Below are 19822 nucleotides of genomic sequence, written 5' to 3' on the forward strand. Positions count from 1 at the left end.
CCGGTCTGAGCGTCCCCGGATGACGACGCGCGGGCCCCGCTCAGTCGCGGGCGCGTGGCGGAGCGGCCGTACGGCCCGCCTTCACGTCCGCCGCGTAGGTGTCCACGTACTCCTGGCCCGACAGGCGCCGGATGGCCTCCATGATCTCGTCCGTCACCTCCCGCAGCACCCGGCGGTCGTCGGCTGCCGCGGCACGGCCGGAGAAGTCCAGCGGCTCGCCGAAGATCATGCCCAGGCGCCGGATCCGCGGCAGCACGTGGCCGATCGGCTGGACCCGGTCCGTGCCGATCATCGCGATGGGCACCACGGGCGCGCCCGAGGCCAGCGCGAGCTTGGCCACGCCGATCTTGCCGCGATGCAGCCGCCCGTCCGGGCTGCGGGTGCCCTCCGGGTAGATCCCGAGCAGCCGGCCCTCCCGCAGCGCCGCGAGGCCCGCGTTCAGCGAGCGCAGGGACGCCTCTCCGCCGGAGCGGTCCATGGGCAGCTGGTTCGCGGCCTCGAAGAACCGGCGGGTGACCCACCCCTTCACGCCCGGGCCGGTGAAGTACTCGTGCTTGGCCAGGAAGTGCACCTGGCGGTCGAGCATGGCCGGCATGAACACCGAATCCGAGACGGACAGGTGGTTGCTGGCCAGGATCGCCGGGCCCTCGGCCGGCACGTTCGCGAGGCCCTTCACCCAGGGGCGGAACAGCAGGCGGGTGGCCGGAGCCACGGCGAACGTCTTGGCGGACCAGTAGAACGTGGACACGAGGGCCTTCCGGTCGGGGCGGTCGGGTGCCTGCCCATCGTATGGTCCGCCTGCCTTACCCTGGGAGCATGCCCCGCCCCGTCGCCGTCGCCCCCGAAGACCTGCCCCTGCGCCTCATGCCCGCCGCTCCCGCCCGGCGCGACCACTGCGTCGTGCTCCTGCACGGGTTCACCTCGACTCCGGCCTCCGTCCGCGCCTGGGCCGAGGGGCTCGCGGCAGGCGGCTCCCCCGTGAGCGTGCCCCTGCTGCCGGGGCACGGCACCCGGTGGGAGGACCTCGCCGCCACGGGTGCGGACGAGATCCGCGCCGCCGTCCGGGCCGTCGTGGACCTCGAGCTCGCCCGACACGGCCGCGTGGTCATGGCGGGCATCTCGATGGGCGGCGCCCTCGCGCTCGACGCCGCGGCCCACCGACCCGTGGCCGGCGTGCTCGTGGTGAACCCCGCGCTGCGCTTCGCCAGCCCCCTCGCCCCCTTCGCCGCTGCTGGCCCCGTTCGTCCCCACGGTCGCCCCGATCGCGGACGACATCGCGGACCCGACGGCGCGCGAGCGCGCCTACCCCCGCACGCCGATGGCCGGCGTCGCCGCCCTCGGCCGCATCCAGCGGGCCGCCCGCCGCGCCCTGCCGCGGATCACCGCTCCCGTGACGGTCTACCGGTCCGCCCGCGACGCCGTCGTGCCCGTCTCGAGCCACCGGGCCCTGGTGCGGGGCCTGCGCCACGCCCCCGTGGAGGTGGTGGGACTGCCCCGCAGCCGCCACGTCGCCACGCTCGACTACGACCTGCCGCTGCTGATCGACCACGGCCGGAGCGCGGTCGCCGCCATGACGACGCACTGAGTCGCGCCCCGGACCCCACCGCTCCCGGTTGTACAGTGTGCGTGACACGACTCACACTTACTTCCGTTGTGCCGCCCACCGGTCGGCGGAACCGACCCAACGCCCGAGGAGTCCCATGCACGAGATCAGCGAGCCGTACCAGCCCCGCCTGTCCCCGGAGGCGAACATCACGGACTTCCTGGAACGCCAGGCCACGGAGCGTCCCGACCACGGCCTCTTCGCGGTGGCGGACGCGCAGGATCAGTGGACGGACGTCTCCGCCCGGGACGCCCGCGAGCGCGTGCGGGCCCTGGCCAAGGGGCTCATCGCCGCCGGGATCCAGCCCGGGGAGACGGTCGGGCTCCTGGCCTCCACCCGCCTGGAGTGGACCCTGGTCGACTTCGCCATCTGGTATGCAGGCGCGGTCACCGTGCCCGTGTACGAGACCTCCTCCGTCAGCCAGGTGTCCTGGATCATCGAGGACGCGAACGTGCGCGCCGTCGTGACCGGGAACGAGAACCTCGCCAAGACGGTGCGGGACGCGGTGCAGCGCGAGGGCCTGCCGGAGCTGATCGGCCTGTGGACGATGGACCCGGCCGACGGCGCCCCCGGCTCCGGCCTCGAGGCGCTCGTCGCCCTGGGCACGGACGTCACCGATGAGGAGCTCGAGACGCGCCGGTCCTCCGCCGGCCTGGCCGACCTGGCGACCATCATCTACACCTCCGGCACCACGGGCCGGCCCAAGGGCTGCGAGCTCACGCACGAGAACTTCGCGGAGCTCGTCAACCAGACCCTGTCCTCCTCGCTCGGCGACGTCGTCCGCCAGGACACCTCCACCGTGCTGTTCATCCCCCTGGCGCACGTGTTCGCGCGCTTCGTCTCGGTGCTCACCGTCGCCGCGGGCGCACGCTGCGGGCACGTCTCGGACATCAAGCGGCTCTCGGTCTCGCTGCAGACCTTCCAGCCGAGCTTCGTGCTGGCCGTGCCGCGCGTGTTCGAGAAGATCTACAACGCGGCGCTGCTCAACGCGCAGAGCGGCGGCAAGGAGAAGATCTTCCGCCGTGGCGCGGACGTGGCGATCCGCTGGTCCCGGGCGCTGGACTCGGGCCAGATGACGGCGCCCCTGCGGCTGCAGCGCGCGTTCTACTCCGCGCTGGTCTACCGCCGGATCCGGACGGCCATGGGCGGCCGGCTCGCGTACGCGGTCTCCGGCGGCGGCCCCCTCTCCACCGACCTGGCGCACTTCTTCCGCGGCGTGGGCGTGACCATCCTCGAGGGCTACGGCCTCACCGAGACGACGGCCCCCATCACCGTGGGCCGGCCGGACCGGCTGAAGATCGGCACGGTCGGACACCCCCTCGGCGGCAACCAGGTGCGGATCGCCGAGGACGGCGAGATCCTCACGCGCGGCACGTCGCTGATGCGCGGCTACCACAACCGGCCGGAGGCGAACGAGGAGGCCTTCGAAGACGGCTGGTTCCGCACCGGCGACCTCGGGGCCCTGGACGACGACGGCTTCCTCACGATCACCGGCCGCAAGAAGGAGCTGCTGGTGACGGCCGGCGGCAAGAACGTGGCACCGGCGATGCTCGAGGACGCGATCCGCAGCGACGCGCTCGTCTCCCAGGTGATGGTGGTCGGCGACGGCAAGCCCTTCATCGCGGCGATCGTCACCCTCGACACCGACACCCTGCCCGCGTGGCTCGCCGCGAACGGGCTGCCGAAGGACCTCGACGTCGCTGCGGCCGCACGCGAGGACGCGGTGCGCCGCCACATCCAGGAGGCCGTGGACAAGGCCAACAGCCTGGTCTCGCGCGCCGAGGGGATCCGGGAGTTCCGCATCCTCGACCGCGACTTCTCCCTGGAGGAGGGCCATGTGACCCCGTCCCTGAAGATGCGCCGGTCGGCGATCATGAAGGACTTCGCCGCGCAGATCGCGGACATCTACGGGGAGCCCGCCCCGCACAACTGAACGCCCCCTCGACGACGGCGCCCGGCCCCGCGGCCGGGCGTCGTCGTCCCCGCGGTTCCGGTCAGAGCAGACCGGAGTCCGGCACGTCCAGGCCCAGCAGCGCGTTCTCGACGACCTCGGTGAGGGCCGGGTGGGGCCAGTACTGGCCCCGCGCGAGCCGGTGGGCGTCGATGCCGAACGCCATGCCGGTCACGAGCGGCTGGATGAGGTTCGCGGCCTCGTGCCCCAGGATGTGCCCGCCCAGGATCCGTCCCGTGGCCTTCTCCGCGACGACGGTGCACACGCCCTCGGTGTCCTCCATGGCCCAGCCGTAGGCGACGTCCCCGAAGGACTGGGTCTTCACCGTGATCGCGTCCGCGCCGTAGTCGGCGAGCGCCTGCTCCACCGTGAGACCGACGGAGGCCACCTGCGGATGGGTGAACACGGCCGCCGGCACGGGGCCGAGCGTGTTGGCGCGGAGATCGTCCGGATGCTCCAGGTTGTGCGCGACGACGCGGGCCTCGTGATTGGCTACGTGCTTGAGCTGCCACGTGTTGGCGACGTCCCCGAGCACGTAGACCCCCTCCACCGGAGCACCGTCGGAGAGTGCGCGCTGATGCTCGTCGCTGGCCAGGACGCCGTCGTCGGTGACGTCCAGTCCCGCGGCGGCGGGGTCGAGGCGGTCCGTGTTCGGCGTCCGGCCGACCGCGATCAGCACCGTGTCCGCCTCGATGGCCTCCTCCACGATGCCGGTCTGCTCCTGGCCCCCTGCGCGATCCAGGCGCACCCGGACCCAGCCGTCCGCGGCCCGCTCGGCGTCCTCGACCGGTTCGATCCCGGCCGGGGTCCACCCCGTGCGCAGGTCCCACCGTCGGGCAGCGATCTTCGTGAACGTCGTGGACACGGACATGTCGTGCTGCTTGAGCAGCCGGTGGCCGCGGTTGACCTGGACGACCTCGGTCCCCAGCCCGGCGAAGACGGAGGCGAACTCGCAGGCGATGAACCCGCCGCCCACCACGAGCAGCCGCCGCGGCAGCCGATCCAGTCGCATCACGGTGTCCGAGGTGTGCACCGACGGCAGGTCCAGGCCCGGGATCTCCGGGAGGGTGGGCCGCGACCCCGCGGCGACCACCACCTGGTCCGCCGTGATCTCCCGGCCCGAGGCGGTGCGCACGCGGCGGGGACCGACGAAGCGCACCTCCTCCTGGATCACGCTCGTGTAGTCCAGATCGTCCCGGCGGTAGCGCAGCCCGTCCCGGCTGATGCCGTCGATGCGCGTGAAGATGCGGTCCCGGATGGCCGGGAAGTCGGCGCCCGTGAACTCCAGCCCCACCCCGAGGCTCCGGGCCTCGGGGGGCAGCGCGGCCAGGCCGGCCGGGTAGGCGTACATCTTGGTGGGGATGCAGCCGACGTTCAGGCAGGTGCCGCCGAACGTGCCGGAGTCGGCGATCACGACGCTCCGGCCCTTCCAGTGTTCGCTGATCAGGGAGTTCCCCGATCCGGAGCCGATGATGAGCAGGTCGTGGTGTTCCGCAGAGGTGGCCATGCCTCCCAGGATAGGCACGGGCCCGGACGCGGTGGCGTCCGGGCCCGTGGGGCGGCCCGCCGGCGGCGGGCTCACGCGGGGCTCACTCGATCACGAGCAGCAGGTCTCCGCCGTTGACGGGCGTGACGCCCTCCGTGACCACGCGGCGCACGGTGCCCGCGGCCTGGGCCGTGATCGTGGCCTCCATCTTCATCGCCTCGATCGTGGCCACCGCCTGGCCGACCTCGACGGCGTCGCCCTCGGCCACCTGGACGGTGACCGAGCCCGCGAACGGGGCGGCGACGTGGCCGGGGGTGCCGGGGTCCGCCTTCTCCGCGGTCCGCACGGTGGACTCGATCGAGCGGTCCCGGACGGTCATCTGGCGCAGCTGGCCGTTCAGGGTGACCATCACCGTGCGCATGCCCTTCTCGTCCGGCTCGGAGACGGACATGAGGGTGGCGAGCAGCCGGACACCGCGTCCGAGCGAGATGACGTGCTCACGCCCGGGGACGAGGCCGTAGAGGAAGTCGCGGGTGTGCAGGGTGACGGTGTCCCCGAACTCCTCGCGGTGCGCCTCGAACTCCTTCGTGGGGCCGGGGAAGAGCAGGCGGTTCAGCACCGCGCGGCGGGTCTGTCCGGCCTCGGCGAGGGCGGTCGAGTCCTCCGCGGAGATCTCCACCATGCCCGCGCCCTCGCGGCGACCCTGGAGGGCCTTGGTCCGGAAGGGCTCCGGCCAGCCGCCGGGCGGGTCGCCGAGCTCGCCGCGCAGGAAGCCGATCACGGAGTCCGGGATGTCGAACTCCTGCGGACGCTCCGCGAACTCCTTCGGGTCCACGCCGGAACCGACCAGCTGGAGCGCCAGGTCGCCCACCACCTTGGAGGACGGGGTGACCTTGACGAGGTGGCCGAGCAGGTCGTCGGCCGCGGCGTACATCGACTCGATGGCCTCGAACCGCTCCCCCAGGCCGAGCGCGATCGCCTGCGTGCGCAGGTTGGACAGCTGGCCGCCCGGGATCTCGTGGTGGTACACGCGGCCGGTCGGGGCGGGCAGCCCCGCCTCGAAGGGCGCGTACGCCGAGCGGACGGACTCCCAGTAGGGCTCCATCGCGGTGGCGGCCTCGAGGCCGAGACCGGTGTCCCGCTCCGTGTGCTCGAGCGCCGCCACCAGGGCGGACAGCGGCACCTGGCTGGTGGTGCCCGCCATGGACGCGGTGGCCGCGTCGACGGCGTCCACGCCGGCCTCCGCCGCTGCGAGCAGGGTGGCCAGCTGACCGCCGGCGGTGTCGTGCGTGTGCAGGTGCACGGGCAGGTCGAACTCGGCGCGCAGGGCGGTGACCAGCTCGCGCGCCGCGGCGGGCCGCAGCAGGCCCGCCATGTCCTTGATCGCCAGGACGTGGGCGCCGGCGTCGACCATCCGGCGGGCGAGGCCCAGGTAGTAGTCGAGCGTGTAGAGCGTCTCCTTCGGGTCCGTCATGTTGCCCGTGTAGCACAGCGCCGCCTCGGCCACGGCGGTGCCCGTGGCACGCACCGCCTCGATGGCCGGGGTGATCTGCTCGACGTCGTTGAGCGCATCGAAGATGCGGAACACGTCGACGCCGGACGCCGCGGCCTCGGCCACGAACGCGTCCGTCACCTCGGTGGGGTACGGCGTGTAGCCCACCGTGTTGCGGCCGCGCAGCAGCATCTGGATCGGGATGTTCGGCAGCTCCGCGCGCAGCAGCTCGAGGCGCTGCCACGGGTCCTCGTGGAGGAAGCGCAGCGCGACGTCGTACGTCGCCCCGCCCCAGGCCTCCACCGAGAGCAGCCCCGGCAGGGTGTGCGCGACGGCGGGGGCGGCGGCCAGCAGGTCGCGCGTGCGGACGCGGGTGGCCAGCAGGGACTGGTGGGCGTCGCGGAACGTGGTGTCCGTGACGGCCAGCGCGGTCTGTTCGCGCAGGGTGCGGGCGAAGCCCTCGGGGCCCTGCTCCAGCAGCACCTGACGCCAGCCGTGCGGGGGCGCCGCGTCCTCGTTCCGGCTCGGGCCGTCGAAGGGCGAGCGGTCCGGCTCCTGGTGCTTGTCGCCCGGGTGCTCCGGGAGGCGGTCGCGGGGGTCGATGCCCTCGATGCGCGGGCCGTGCGGCTGGTTGACCGTGACGTCCACGAGGTACTGCAGGGCCTTGGAGCCGCGGTCCTGGGAGCGGTTCACCGTGGCCAGCTCGGGGTGCTTGTCGATGAAGTCCGTGGCGACGTCGCCGCTGACGAACTGCGGGTCGTCCATCACGTTCATCAGGAACGGGATGTTGGTGGCCACGCCGCGCACGCGGAACTCGGCCAGGGCGCGGCGCACGCGGCGCACGGCCGTGGCGTAGTCGCGTCCGCGGCAGGTGAGCTTGACCAGCATGGAGTCGAAGTGCGGGCTGATCTCCGCACCGGCGTAGATGGTGCCGCCGTCGAGGCGCACACCGGAGCCGCCGGCCGAGCGGTAGGCGGTGATGGTGCCGATGTCCGGGCGGAAGCCGTTGGCCGGGTCCTCGGTGGTGATGCGGCACTGGATGGCGAAGCCGCGGACCTGGAGGGCGTCCTGCGTGATGCCCAGCTCGGGCAGGGTGGCGCCGGCGGCGATGCGCAGCTGCGCGCCCACCAGGTCCACGTCCGTGACCTCCTCGGTCACGGTGTGCTCCACCTGGATGCGGGGGTTCATCTCGATGAACACGTGCTGGCCCGCACGCTCGCCCGCCGTGTCCACGAGGAACTCGACGGTGCCCGCGTTGACGTACCCCATCTCCTTGGCGAAGGCGACGGCGTCCCGGTGCAGGGCCTGCCGGATCTCCTCGTCCAGGTTCGGGGCCGGGGCCATCTCGATGACCTTCTGGTGGCGGCGCTGGAGCGAGCAGTCCCGCTCGAAGAGGTGCACGACGTTGCCCTCGCCGTCGGCGAGGATCTGCACCTCGATGTGCCGCGGCCGCAGGACGGCCTGCTCGAGGAACACGGTGGGGTCGCCGAAGGCGGTGTCCGCCTCGCGCATCGCGGCCTCGAGTGAGCCGCGCAGGTCCTCGCGGCGCTCGACGCGGCGCATGCCGCGGCCGCCGCCGCCGGCGACGGCCTTGACGAAGATGGGGAAGCCGATCTCCTCGGCCTGCTCCAGGAGCCACTCGACGTCGGCGCTCGGGTCCGAGGAGGCCAGGGTGGGGATGCCCGCACGCTTGGCCGCGCGCAGGGCCTCGACCTTGTTGCCGGTCAGCTCGAGGACGTCGGCGGGCGGGCCGACGAAGGTGATCCCGTTCTCAGCCGCGGCACGGGCCAGGCCGGCGTTCTCCGACAGGAAGCCGTAGCCCGGGTAGATCGCGTCGGCCCCGGCGTCCTTCGCCACGCGGATGATCTCGTCCACGTCGAGGTAGGCGCGCACGGGGTGGCCCTCCTCGCCGATGCGGTAGGCCTCGTCCGCCTTCTGGCGGTGGATCGAATTGCGGTCCTCGTAGGGGAAGACGGCGACGGTGCGGGCGCCCAGCTCGTAGCAGGCGCGGAAGGCGCGGACGGCGATCTCGCCGCGGTTGGCCACCAAGACCTTGGAGAAGACGGCGCCGGCTCCGGTCGACCCGGCCGCGTCCTCTGGAGGGGTGAAGTTCTCGACAGGTGCGGTCATGGTTGGGAGTGTGTCACACCGCGCCGGAGTTCCGCCTCATGTCGCGCACAGTCACCGCTGCGAGACGAAAGATGACTGACTCGGCCCTCCGGGGCGCCCCGGGGTGGAGGGTCAGGCGGAGCGGCGGGCCCGACGCCGCCCGGCCAGCTCGTCCCCCGGCTCGGGGGCGCCGACCACGCTCTCGCGGGGCAGCTCGGCGAGGCTGCCCTCGACCTCGCGCCACACGCGGCCGACGGCGATCCCGAAGACGCCCTGGCCGCCCTGGACGAGGTCCACGACCTCGTCCGCCGAGGTGCACTCGTACACCGAGGCGCCGTCGCTCATCAGGGTGATCTGCGCCAGATCCTCGACACCCCGCTCGCGCAGGTGGCCCACGGCGGCGCGGATCTGCTGGAGCGAGACGCCGGTGTCCAGGAGGCGCTTGACCACCTTGAGGACGAGGATGTCGCGGAACGAGTAGAGCCGCTGGGAGCCGGAGCCGGAGGCGCTGCGGACCGTGGGGACCACGAGGTCCGTGCGGGCCCAGTAGTCGAGCTGGCGATAGGTGATGCCGGCGGCCTTGCACGCGGTGGGACCGCGGAAGCCGACGTCGTCGCCCCGGGTCGCGCCCTCGTCGAAGAGCGTGCCCTGGGTGCCGAGCGCGGGGGGCCGGCCAGGACCTGCAGTGGGTGTCACGGGGAACCTCCTGGTGCGGGGCCCCCGGTGCGGGAAGGGGACGCGACCGTCATGTGCCGCCGGTGACCGTGGCGGCGCTCCCCGGTGACCGTGGGGAGGACGACGGAGGCGCCCCGGGTGGCGGGGCCCTCTTCCCCTCGAAGGTACGCGCGGGTCCGGGGGCGGTCAACGAAGCCGGCGGCGCGGCCGCGCCGTGTCGCCCCGGCTCCGCTCAGGCGAAGTCCTCGGGGCGCACCGTGTCCAGGAAGTCGCGGAAGTCCTCGACGGCGCGCTCCTGGCCGGCGTCCTCCTCCCCCGTCCGCGCCGGCATGCCGGCGTCCGCGAGCACGGCGGGGCTGCCGAGCACGGGGGCGTCGGCGCGCAGGGCGACCACGACGGCGTCCGACGCGCGGGCGTCGACCCGGGCGCCCGTGGAGAGCACGAGCTCGGCGTGCACGACCTCGTCCCGGACCTCGGTGAGCCGCACCCGCACGACCTCGGCGCCCAGGGCGTCGACGGCGGCCAGGAGCAGCTCATGGGTGAGGGGCCGGGGCGCGCGGACGCCCTCGAGTGCGAGCGCGGCGGCGGCGGCCTCGGGCGCGCCCACCCACAGCGGGACCATCGTGCGGCCGGGCGGATCCACCAGCAGGATCACATGGTGCTGCTCGGGCAGCTCGACGCGCACGCCGAGCACGGAGAGCGGCACGTCGCCGACGTCGTCGGCGGGCACGGGGCGCGGCTCAGTCATCCCACTGCTCCAGCCCCTCGGCCACGAGGGCCGCGTGCAGCCGCAGGCTGGCCTGCGCGATCTCCCGTGCCGAGCGGGCCACGCGGGGGCGGGTGCCGGCATCGCGGCGGGCCTGCAGCGGGGCGACGGCGCGCTCCACCAGGCCCAGCTCGCGGTCGGCGGCGGCCCGCAGCGGGCGCAGGTGCCGCGGCTCCAGGCCGTGGCCCGCGAGCACGACGGCGGCCCGGGCCACGTCCATCGCGTGGCTCGGGTAGCCGCCGTCGGGATCGACGGGCAGGAGTGAGTACTGGTCCAGCTCGGCCAGCAGCTCCTCGCCCGCACCGGATTCGGCGGCGAGCTCGGCGCGTGTCCACGACCGGCGGCCCCCGGCGACCTCGCGGCCGAGCCGATCCGCGTCCGAGGACGCCGGGACCGCCGCGGTTCCGGGCAGGCCGGTGGGGCGTTCACCGCGGTCCAGCGCGGCCAGGTGTTCGGCGATCACCTTGAGCGGCAGGAAGTGGTCGCGCTGCAGGGCGAGGACGAACCGGAGCCGGTCCACGTCCTCGGGCCGGAAGCGCCGGTAGCCGGCGGGGGTCCGCTCGGGCAGGACGAGGCCACGCTCCTCCAGGAAGCGCACCTTGGACGCGGAGACGCCGGGGAATTCGGCTTCGAGGGCGGCCACCACCTCGCCGATGCCCAGCCGGCCCGCAGGGCGGGCGGTGGGGACGGCGTCGGGGCGCGGGCGCGGATCGGTCACGGGGATGGCGGCTCAGCCCCGCGCCGGTCCGGCGTAGTACGTGAGCCGGTACTTGCCGATCTGCACGTGCATCCCGGAGCGCAGCAGGATCTCGTCCACGCGGTCGTGGTTCACGAAGGTGCCGTTGAGGGAGTTCAGGTCCACGAGCCGATGGCCGCCGTCCTCGGCCCGGAACTCCGCGTGACGACGGGAGACGGTGACGTCGTCGAGGAAGATGTCCGCGTCCGGGTGGCGCCCCACGGAGACCACGTCCTCGTCCAGCAGGAAGCGGGCGGACTGGTCCGGGCCTTCGTGGGCGAGCAGCAGCGCGGAACCGGCCGGGAGGGCGCGGATCGCGTCCGACTCCTCGCGGGTGAGGTCCGCCGAGACCAGCGGCGCCAGCTCGGTGAGGTTGATGGCGGAGGTGGACAGGTCCGGTTCACGTCCGGGCTGGTTCATGGGGTGCTCCTGTGCGAGGGCCGGCGCCGCGGCGCCGGAGGGAGAGACGAAGGGGACGCCGTCGCCCCGCCGGCCAGCGGCGGGGCGAGGGCGGACGGGGCTCAGCTGGTGTGCGAGGCGTAGCCCTCGGCGTCCATGAGGCCCTCGAGCTGGGCCTCGTCCGCGAGGGTGATCTCGAACAGCCAGCCGCCCTCGTAGGGGGCGGAGTTGACCAGGCCGGGCTCGCCGTCGAGCTCGTCGTTGACGGCGGCCACGGTGCCGGAGACCGGGGCGTAGATGTCCGAGACGGACTTCGTGGACTCGACCTCGCCCACCGCGGTGCCCGCGGTGACCTCGGTGCCGACCTCCGGCAGGTCCACGTACACGACGTCACCCAGCGCATCCTGGGCGAAGTCGGTGATGCCCACGCGGACCGTGCCGGCGGCACCGGCCTCGGCGATCCACTCGTGCTCGGCGGAGTACTTCAGGCCTTCGGGGATGGAGCTCATGGAGTGCGCGTCCTTTGCGTGGTCGGGAGTGATGACGTCGTCTCGCAGACTACCGAGCGGCGCGTGATTCGCGCCACTGGCGCGCTCAGAGCACGCCGCGCATGCCGCGACGCACCGGCTTGGCGATGGCCAGCACGAGCAGGCCCACGCCCAGGGTGACCGCGCCGATCACGCCGAAGTAGCCCACCTCGTTCTGTTCCGAGTAGGAGCCGGCCAGGGAGCCCGCCAGGGCCGTGCCCAGGGCGACGGACAGGTTGTACAGCGACACCATCATCACCGGGAAGCTGCGCGGGGCGACCTTGGTGGCCAGGGAGAGGCCCACCGGGGAGACGAGAAGCTCGCCCATGGTGCAGACGAAGAGGATCAGCGTCAGCCACAGCAGCGGCACGGCGACGACGTCGGCCACCGGGATGAACAGCAGGAAGGCGATGCCGATCAGGACGATGCCGATGCCGAACTTCACCGGCGTGGCGGGCTGGCGGGCGCCCAGCTTGGTCCACAGCGCGGCGAACACCGGGGCGAACACGATGATGAAGATCGGGTTGATGGAGTTGACCCACTCCATGGGCATGAGCCAGCCGAACAGGTTCCGGTCGAGGCGGTGCTCGGAGTACAGCGCGATCACGGTGAACTGCTGCTGGAAGAGGGCGAAGAACACGGACGTGCCGATGAACAGCGGGATGAACGCCTTCACGCGCGAGCGCTCCTCCTCCGAGACCTTCGTCGAGGTCAGCAGGACCGCGAAGATCGCGATGGCCGCGACGGCGGCGAGCACGACGACGGCGTCGGAGAGGTTGTCCAGGGTGATGACGTCCGTGAGGAACAGGGCCACGACGACGGCGACCATGCCCAGGCCGATCAGGCCCCAGCGGCCGTACTGCGACCGCGGCAGCGGATCCGGGACCCGGTGCACGGTGCTCGGCAGGTTCTTGCGGGTCAGGGCGTACTGCGCCAGGCCGATGGCCATGCCGGCGGCGGCGAGGCCGAAGCCCACGTGGAAGCCCATCGTGTCGCGCGCCAGGCCGGTGAGCAGCGGGCCGAAGAGGGCGCCGATGTTCACGCCCATGTAGAAGATGGAGAAGCCGGCGTCGCGCTTGGGGTCCTCGCGGGAGTACAGGGAGCCGACGAGGTTCGTGGCGTTGGCCTTGAGGCCGCCCGAACCGACGGCGACGAGCACGAGGCCGAGGGTCAGGCCCGGGACCCCCGGGACGAGGGCCAGCGCGATGTGGCCCAACATGATCCCGACGGCGCTGATGAACATGGTGCGTTCGGAGCCGAGCAGGCGGTCGGCGACCCAGCCGCCGAGGATGCAGAACACGTACACCATGCCGCCGTAGGCGCCGACGATGCCCGTGGCCACGGCCGGGTCGATCCCGAGGCCGCCCTCCGCGGCGGTCCAGGACATGTAGTACACGAGCATGGCCTGCATGCCGTAGAAGGAGAAGCGCTCCCACAGCTCCACGGAGAACAGGTTCGCCAGCGGGCCGGGCTGGCCGAGGAACGGGCGGCCGAGCCAGTCGGGGGTGGCGTCGTCGGGACGGGTGGCCGTCGACGCCGCCACGCGGGCGGACGGCTCGACGTCGGGCACGCGGCCCGCGAGAGGATTCTGGGGATTTTCCACCGATCTACTGTCCTCCCCTGAGGGAGCCAGAGCAAACTCCCCGCCCGATGACGCCGATCACATCCGCGGCCCGGGCGGCGTCCGTCCTAGAGTGGAGGCCGTGTCCGTCACCTCCGAGATCGCCCGTGCCCGCTCCCTCATCCGCGTGGTCCCCGACCATCCCAGCCCGGGCGTGGCCTTCCAGGACATCACGCCCCTGCTCGCGGACGCCCGCGCCCTGAGGGCGTGCGTCGAAGCCCTGGTGGCGCCGTTCGAGGGGCGGTTCGACCTCGTGGCCGGCCTCGAGGCCCGCGGGTTCCTGCTCGCCGGGGCGGCCGCCGTCCTGACCGGCACCGGCCTCGTGCCGCTGCGCAAGGCCGGGCGCCTCCCGGCTCCCGCGGCCCGTGCGGACTACACGCTGGAGTACGGGAACGCGAGCATCGAGGTGTCGGAAGACCTGCGGGCCGGGTCACGGGTGCTCCTGCTCGACGACGTCCTCGCCACGGGCGGCACCCTCGCCGCCGGCCGACGGCTCATCGAGGCGCGGGGCGCGGAGGTGGTGGGCGCGGCCTGCCTGCTGGAGCTCACGGCCCTTGGCGGCCGGGCCGTCGTGCCGGACACGCACGTGCTGTTCGCGTCCTGAACCGCCCCGCCCGACCGACGGAGAGTGGCGGACCAGGCTGCTCCGCGCCGGGTACGACGAAGCCGGAGCCCCGAACTGCTGAACTCCGGCTTCGTCGACGTGGTCGGGCTAGCTGTTGTGGGTCATGAGGTTCTTGACATGGGTACCGGGCTGAGATGAGACGAGTGGGCCTCTCCCGCAGGATGGAAGTTCCTACACCACCGACCTGCCCGAGAAGACCCACTCATGACTCACGCTAACGCACCCCTGACCCCGACCGGCCGTCTCAGGATGGTCCACCGCCACCTGCACGACGGGATCCCGCAGGCACACGTGGCCGCCGAGTTCCGGGTGAGCCGGCCCACGGTGGCCACCTGGGTCGCCCGCTACCGCGCCCAGGGAGAAGCCGGCCTTCAGGACCTGCCCAGCCGGCCGCACCGTTCACCTGCCCAGCTCGATCCGGTCCTGGTCGCCCAGATCCTCACCCTGCGCCGGGAGCGCAAGTGGTCCGCACGGCGCATCCATCACCACCTCGTCTCTGAAGGCCACCGGGTGTGCCTCCGAACGGTGGGCAGGTGGCTGCACCGGCTGGGCATCTCCCGGTTGCCAGACCTCGCGCCCACGGGTGAGGACCTGCGCCAACGACCACAGAAGATCACCGCCCGCGGCCCGGGGCACATGGTGCACCTGGACGTGAAGAAGATCGGGCGCATCCCTGACGGGGGCGGCTGGCGTGCTCACGGACGGGACTCCGAGAACGCGCGAGCAGCCAAGCGCGGGCCTGGCCGACGGGTCGGCTACACCTACCTGCACTCGGCGATCGACGGGTTCACCCGCCTGGCCTACACCGAGGCGTTGGAGGATGAGCGGACGGTGACCACGATCGGGTTCTTCTGCCGGGCGCGGGCGTTCTTCGCCGCCCACGGCATCCGGATCGACAGGGTGATCACGGACAACGGGAACAACTACCGGGCCGTGGACTTCACCGCGAAGGTGGTCTCGCTCGGGGGCCGGCATCACCGGATCCGCCCCTACACCCCGCGCCATAACGGGAAGGTCGAGCGGTACAACCGGCTGATGGTGGACGAGGTCCTCTACGCCCGCCCGTACTCCTCAGAGCAAGCTCGGCGTGAGGCCCTGGCGGTGTGGGTGAACCACTACAACTATCATCGGCCTCATACCTCCTGCGGAGACGCTCCTCCGGCCTCGTTGGCACCGGCCCGAGTCAACAACGTCATGCCCTCCTACAGCTAGCGGGATTTGAACCCACGACCTCTTGACCCCCAGGCGTCCAGACCGTTCATACTTCTCCGAAAATGCGACGTGACGGCGTAGCCGAGCTCCAGATGCTCGGCCGCGTAGTCGGCCGGGATCACGACGGAGCCACCTCGCTTCCGGCCAGCACGGCGGAGGGCGAGGGAGTCGTCGTCGCGGACGTCGGTGACCGTCCACCTGTTGCTGTTGCTGACCCAGCCACGCCCGGAGCGCAGGCGCCGGTCGTTGTGTCGGGTGATGACGGTGTCCCCGGCGGCGGCGCGGGTGCCGTCGTGCAGTTCGACTTCGCGGAGGGCGTTCACGATGCCGTCAAGGATCAGCTCGGCGCGGGCTCGCCGGTTGAGGGCGAGCACGGCTTCGTTGGAGTCGGCCACGAGCACCGCCGCCCGCCCGGCCAGCGTGTCGGCGCGCCACGCCCGGTAGGCGACTTCGACCATCGCCTCGCTGTCGCCTTCGGCGATGCGGCCGTGGTCCGCGTAGGCGTTGATGACGCTGGTGTCGCCGTGGCGCAGGCCGAGGAAGGCAGTCTTCTCCCAGGCGTGGGCGAGGCGGTGCACGGCGGTGAGCTCGGGGGCGTCATCCCGGTCGTGGACGAGCATCGCGTAGGCGCCGGCCGCGGTCGGCAACTGGAGCTGAGCGTAGTCCCCGACGACCAACGTCTTCGCCCCGGCCGCGGTGGCGAGGGCGGTGATGCGGTCGAGGGCGAGGGTGACGGACATCGACGCCTCATCGACGATGACGAGCTGCCCCCGGCGGAACGTGGCCCCGGTGCGGTCGTGGGTGTCCAGCCACTTCGCCGTGTTCTCGGCGGCAATCCCGAGGTCGTCGGCGAGGACGTGCGCCGCGACCGCGGACGGAGCGAGGCCGACGACAGAGCCTCGGCCGTGCTCGTGCTCCCACGCTCGGCGCAGCGCGTTCATCGCCGTCGTCTTCCCAGCCCCGGCCGGCCCTACGAGCACGTCGATCATCCGGCCTGACAGCGCGATCCTCGCCAACGCGTCCGCCTGGTCCGGGCCGAGGGTGCGGCCCTCCCGGTCGGGCCGGGCCGTGATCCGCTCTACCGTCGCCAACGGCACGGTCGGGCCGGTAGTGGTGCGGGCGCGCTCGAGGAGGCGGTCTTCGGCCGCCAGCAGAACCTCGGAGGAGAACACGGCCGAGTGCTTCGGCCGGAACACTGATGTGCCATCCGGGCGGCGGAACGCCGCGGGGCTCGAAGCGAGCTCGGGCGGGGTCAGCCGCAGCGACACGGACTCGGCGGCGTCGACCACGAGGCCGACGATCGCTTCCCGGTCTTCGGTGGAGGCGAACCTGTAGCCGGTGGTCTGCCGGGCGGCCTCGGCCATCAGGTTCTGAGCCGCCCCCTTCATTCGGTCCGGACGTTCTGTGAGTCGCCGGTTTCCATTTGATGGGTGCACTGCCGAGCGTACTCGGCTGGGGTTAGGTAGCCGAGCGAGGAGTGCCGGCGGTGGTGGTTGTATACAACCACCACCGCCGGCACTCCTCGCTCGGCTACCTAACCCCAGCCGAGTACGCTCGGCAGTGCACCCATCAAATGGAAACCGGCGACTCACAGAACGTCCGGACCGAATGAAGGGGGCGGCTCACTCCTCGCTCGGCTACCTAACCCCAGCCGAGTACGCTCGGCAGTGCACCCATCAAATGGAAACCGACGACTCACAGAACGTCCGGACCGAATGAAGGGGGCGGCTCACACCCACATAGGAGCGGCACGAAACCCGGGACGCTTCAAGGAGACCGTGAACGGGCTCTACAAGGCCGAGCTCATCCACGCCAAGCGGGTGTGGGAGTCGACCGAGGCGGTCGAGCTGGCCACCATGGGGTGGGTGCACTGGTGGAACACCACCCGCCTGCATGAGGCCCTTGGCTATCACACTCCCGCAGAGGTTGAGGCGGCTTACACTCACGATCAGGATTCAGCGCCCGTTGCATCCTGACCTCGGAACGGAACCCAGGGCGCTTCAGTGAGCAGTAGTCCGGGGAGGCCGACGACGCCTGCGCCTGAGGCGTTCCCTTTCACCTCCACGACGGCGCCCGCGCCCTACCGCGCGAGGGTGCGGGCGCCGTTGTGCGACGTGAGGGCTGGGCCACGAGCCTTAATCCGCTGGTCAGCTTCCCGTTCGAAAGAATCACCCTCAGGCATGATGTTGCCGTTTGCCTTCCCATCCCTCTGACACTGCTGAGGCCACCATGACCAATCCGTCCGTCTATCCCCGCGGCTACCGCCCCCGACACGCGGCTGATGGGCCCGATTCGACTCCTGTGGTGGCCCGAAGGCAGGCGGACTGGCGACCGGAGATCCAGGGTTTGCGCGCGGTAGCCGTCCTTCTGGTGGTGGTGTTCCACATCTTCACGGACAGGGTGTCGGGCGGCGTCGACATCTTCCTGTTCATCTCGGCTTTCTTCCTGACAGGCTCCTTCACCCGCAAGATGGAGGCTGGAAGGCCCCTCGCGGTGGGGCGCTACTGGCTTCACGTCTTCACGCGCCTCATGCCCATGGCGGTGCTGACGATCTTGCTTACCTTGGTTGCCGTTGCCACGGTGTATCCGCTGGCCGACCGTGCTTCGTGGCGGACGGAGGCGCTGGCGTCGGCCCTCTACGTGGAAAACTGGGCCCTGGCGTTCAATGCCGTCGACTACTACGCCGCCGACAACACCTCGCTGTCCCCCTTCCAGCATTTCTGGTCGCTGTCGGTCCAGGGGCAGGTGTTCATCCTGTGGCCGCTCCTCTTCCTTGTCTCAGCCCTGGTGGCCCGCCGCACCGGGGCGCGGCCCCGAGCCGTCCTCACGACTGCGTTCGCCTCGGTGTTCGTCGTGTCCCTGCTGTGGTCGGTGACCCAGACCTCCCAGAACCAGGCGTTCACGTACTTCGACACTCGGGCTCGCCTATGGGAGTTCGCCCTCGGTTCCCTCCTGGCGCTCGTCCTTCCATTCATTCACCTGGGACGGCGCACACGGGTGTTCCTCGGCTGGGCAGGGCTCGCGAGCATGATCGCCGTCGGCGTCGTGGTGGACGTCCAGGGCGCCTTCCCCGGCTGGATCGCGCTGTGGCCGCTGATGTCGGCCACTGCTGTGATCGTCGCGGGCACCAGCGGCTCCCATTTCGGTGTGGACCGGGTACTGGCTTCCCGCCCGCTCACCCGCTTGGGTGACTCCGCCTACGCTCTCTACCTCATTCACTGGCCGCTGCTCATCACCTATTCCGTCCTCACGGGGTCACAGAAACCCGGCGCGGCCGCAGGCGTCGTTCTCGTCGTCGTCTCCCTCGGCGCGGCCCTCCTCCTCTCGGTGCGCGTGGAGCGTCCGCTACGAGCGTGGGGCTGGCCCCAGACGGCCGCCTGGCGGTCCGCCGTCGTACTGGGGACCTGCGCCGCTCTCGTTGTGGCGCCGGTGACCCTGTGGCGCGGCGCCGAGGCAGCGGAGTCCGCACGAGTCCTCGAGGCGGCCGACCGGAACAACCCGGGCGCCGCCGTCCTGCGCCCCGACTACGAGCCAGCTGGAGACCCCGGTGCCCCCGTTCTGCCCGTGGTGGAGGGACGGTACCCCTTCCCCGAGTACCCCGAGGAGTGCGACCCCGCCCTGGAAGCACAGTTGACCGAGGTCGGAGCCGAGTCGTGCCATGTCCTCGTCCCACAAGCAGATCCGGCCGGCGTCGTGCTGATGGCCGGCAACAGCCACGTGATGCAGTGGTCCCCCGCTCTCCGGCGCCTCGGTGAGGAAAGACGGCTGGAGGTCGTCAGCTATACGCGGGGCAGCTGCCTGGTAGCGCCGATGGAGGAGCAGGTGGACGACTCCCCGAAGTGCCCGGACTTCCTCGCGGACCTCAACCTGGTCGTGGAGCATGTACGCCCGGACGTCGTCTTCATGCAGGGCACACGCAGCACCTATGAGGACGAGGAGATGCTCACCCCGGGGATGGTCGGGCGGATGGAGGAGATTGCGGGGACGGGTGCCCATGTCCTCGCACTCCGGGACAACCCCCGGTTCGCGGCCGGATCACCCACAACCTGCGGAAGGACACACGGGATCGATGCGGCGACATGCCGCTGGACGCATACCGTGCTCGATCCGAACACCAGCCCCCTGACCGGACTGGCCGATGCTCATCCCCGCATCGCGCAGGTGCAGCTGAACGACATGATCTGCCCGGGCCGTCAGTGCCAGCCCACGGTGGGCAACGTCCATGTGTACTGGGACGACAACCACCTCACCCCAACGTATGTAGAGACTCTTGCTCCCGTCTTCATCGAGCGTGCGCTGGCGGCCCTGGAGCATGACGGCATGCGTCTAGGACGCTGAGGCTCTCTCGAGCGCGCTGATCAAGGGATGGGAATGGTGCGGGTGTTGATGACACCCTCAGTCCGTTCCCGCTCCTCTATCGGCCTCGAAGAGGTGGGCAGCATGCGTGTAAGCGGCCATGAAAAGCTGCCCATAGGTGGCCAGGGAATGACCCGCTGACGGCCATGAGGACTGCCCAGTGATGGCCACGGGAACTGCCCGGTGCTGGCCATCTGGTTTGCCCGCGTTGCTCGTTGCCCGCCGCGTCGTGAGCCGGCGGGGGCCTCCTCCCCGGGTTGGATA

General features: G+C 71.6%; 14 protein-coding genes and 3 pseudogenes. 7 read left to right on the forward strand and 10 right to left on the reverse strand.

Annotated features, from left to right (window positions below; translation table 11 throughout):
• Positions 1-40: 40 nt before the first annotated feature.
• The gene (locus CITRIK5_RS05555) at positions 41-748 is read right to left on the reverse strand and encodes a 1-acyl-sn-glycerol-3-phosphate acyltransferase (RefSeq protein ID WP_159833225.1); all 708 of its coding nucleotides are present in this window, start codon (positions 746-748) and stop codon (positions 41-43) included.
• Positions 749-864: 116 nt separating this feature from the next.
• On the opposite strand from CITRIK5_RS05555, the pseudogene CITRIK5_RS12165 reads away from it, so the two are divergent.
• The 3 genes and pseudogenes from CITRIK5_RS12165 to CITRIK5_RS05565 all read left to right on the forward strand — a co-directional run.
• Positions 865-1167, forward strand: a pseudogene (locus CITRIK5_RS12165) (alpha/beta hydrolase); the annotation flags it as partial.
• Between the two features lie 151 nt (positions 1168-1318).
• On the forward strand, positions 1319-1585 hold the full coding sequence (locus tag CITRIK5_RS12170; RefSeq protein WP_236557148.1) for a carboxylesterase: 267 nt from the start codon (positions 1319-1321) through the stop codon (positions 1583-1585).
• A 115-nt stretch (positions 1586-1700) separates the two neighbouring features.
• Positions 1701-3536, forward strand: coding sequence for a long-chain fatty acid--CoA ligase (locus CITRIK5_RS05565; RefSeq protein ID WP_159833227.1), 1836 nt, complete (start codon positions 1701-1703; stop codon positions 3534-3536).
• A gap of 61 nt (positions 3537-3597) precedes the next feature.
• On the opposite strand, the gene CITRIK5_RS05570 is transcribed toward CITRIK5_RS05565, so the two are convergent.
• The 8 genes from CITRIK5_RS05570 to CITRIK5_RS05605 form a co-directional block, all read right to left on the reverse strand.
• A complete protein-coding gene (locus CITRIK5_RS05570) occupies positions 3598-5061 on the reverse strand; it encodes a mycothione reductase (protein ID WP_036384583.1) in 1464 nt (487 codons plus the stop codon).
• A gap of 82 nt (positions 5062-5143) precedes the next feature.
• Positions 5144-8662 carry a pyruvate carboxylase gene (locus CITRIK5_RS05575; protein WP_122054388.1) on the reverse strand — a complete coding sequence of 1173 codons (3519 nt, stop codon included), beginning with the start codon at positions 8660-8662 and terminating at the stop codon, positions 5144-5146.
• 111 nt (positions 8663-8773) lie between these two features.
• Positions 8774-9337: a MerR family transcriptional regulator gene (locus CITRIK5_RS05580; RefSeq protein ID WP_135019669.1), complete on the reverse strand. Its 564-nt coding sequence runs from the start codon at positions 9335-9337 to the stop codon at positions 8774-8776.
• Positions 9338-9548: 211 nt separating this feature from the next.
• Positions 9549-10064 (reverse strand): bifunctional nuclease family protein, encoded by a 516-nt coding sequence (locus CITRIK5_RS05585; protein ID WP_002854604.1) that lies wholly within the window; start codon positions 10062-10064, stop codon positions 9549-9551.
• Complete coding sequence (locus tag CITRIK5_RS05590) at positions 10057-10800, reverse strand: MerR family transcriptional regulator (protein ID WP_044659482.1); 744 nt, start codon at positions 10798-10800, stop codon at positions 10057-10059. Before CITRIK5_RS05590 ends, CITRIK5_RS05585 begins: the two co-directional genes overlap by 8 nt.
• 12 nt (positions 10801-10812) lie before the next feature.
• On the reverse strand, positions 10813-11238 hold the full coding sequence (locus CITRIK5_RS05595; protein ID WP_002854606.1) for an FHA domain-containing protein: 426 nt from the start codon (positions 11236-11238) through the stop codon (positions 10813-10815).
• A gap of 101 nt (positions 11239-11339) precedes the next feature.
• Positions 11340-11726, reverse strand: coding sequence for a glycine cleavage system protein GcvH (gcvH, locus tag CITRIK5_RS05600; RefSeq protein ID WP_002854607.1), 387 nt, complete (start codon positions 11724-11726; stop codon positions 11340-11342).
• A gap of 85 nt (positions 11727-11811) precedes the next feature.
• Positions 11812-13347 (reverse strand): peptide MFS transporter, encoded by a 1536-nt coding sequence (locus tag CITRIK5_RS05605; RefSeq protein WP_159833229.1) that lies wholly within the window; start codon positions 13345-13347, stop codon positions 11812-11814.
• Between the two features lie 100 nt (positions 13348-13447).
• On the opposite strand from CITRIK5_RS05605, the gene CITRIK5_RS05610 reads away from it, so the two are divergent.
• A complete protein-coding gene (locus CITRIK5_RS05610) occupies positions 13448-13969 on the forward strand; it encodes an adenine phosphoribosyltransferase (protein ID WP_036316668.1) in 522 nt (173 codons plus the stop codon).
• Positions 13970-14194: 225 nt separating this feature from the next.
• Positions 14195-15202, forward strand: coding sequence for an IS481 family transposase (locus CITRIK5_RS05615; protein WP_159833231.1), 1008 nt, complete (start codon positions 14195-14197; stop codon positions 15200-15202).
• Positions 15203-15264: 62 nt separating this feature from the next.
• On the opposite strand, the pseudogene CITRIK5_RS05620 reads toward CITRIK5_RS05615, so the two are convergent.
• Positions 15265-16572 (reverse strand): annotated as a pseudogene (locus tag CITRIK5_RS05620) (AAA family ATPase); the annotation flags it as partial.
• Between the two features lie 402 nt (positions 16573-16974).
• On the opposite strand from CITRIK5_RS05620, the pseudogene CITRIK5_RS05625 reads away from it, so the two are divergent.
• Together CITRIK5_RS05625 and CITRIK5_RS05630 are read left to right on the forward strand one after the other, a co-directional pair.
• A pseudogene (locus tag CITRIK5_RS05625) lies at positions 16975-17178 on the forward strand (integrase core domain-containing protein); the annotation flags it as partial.
• A gap of 253 nt (positions 17179-17431) precedes the next feature.
• Positions 17432-19540, forward strand: a complete 2109-nt coding sequence (locus CITRIK5_RS05630; RefSeq protein WP_081097732.1) for an acyltransferase family protein — start codon at positions 17432-17434, stop codon at positions 19538-19540.
• Positions 19541-19822: the final 282 nt, after the last annotated feature.

The organism is Micrococcus sp. 116 (genome assembly GCF_902506395.1).
Classification (GTDB): domain Bacteria; phylum Actinomycetota; class Actinomycetes; order Actinomycetales; family Micrococcaceae; genus Micrococcus; species Micrococcus luteus.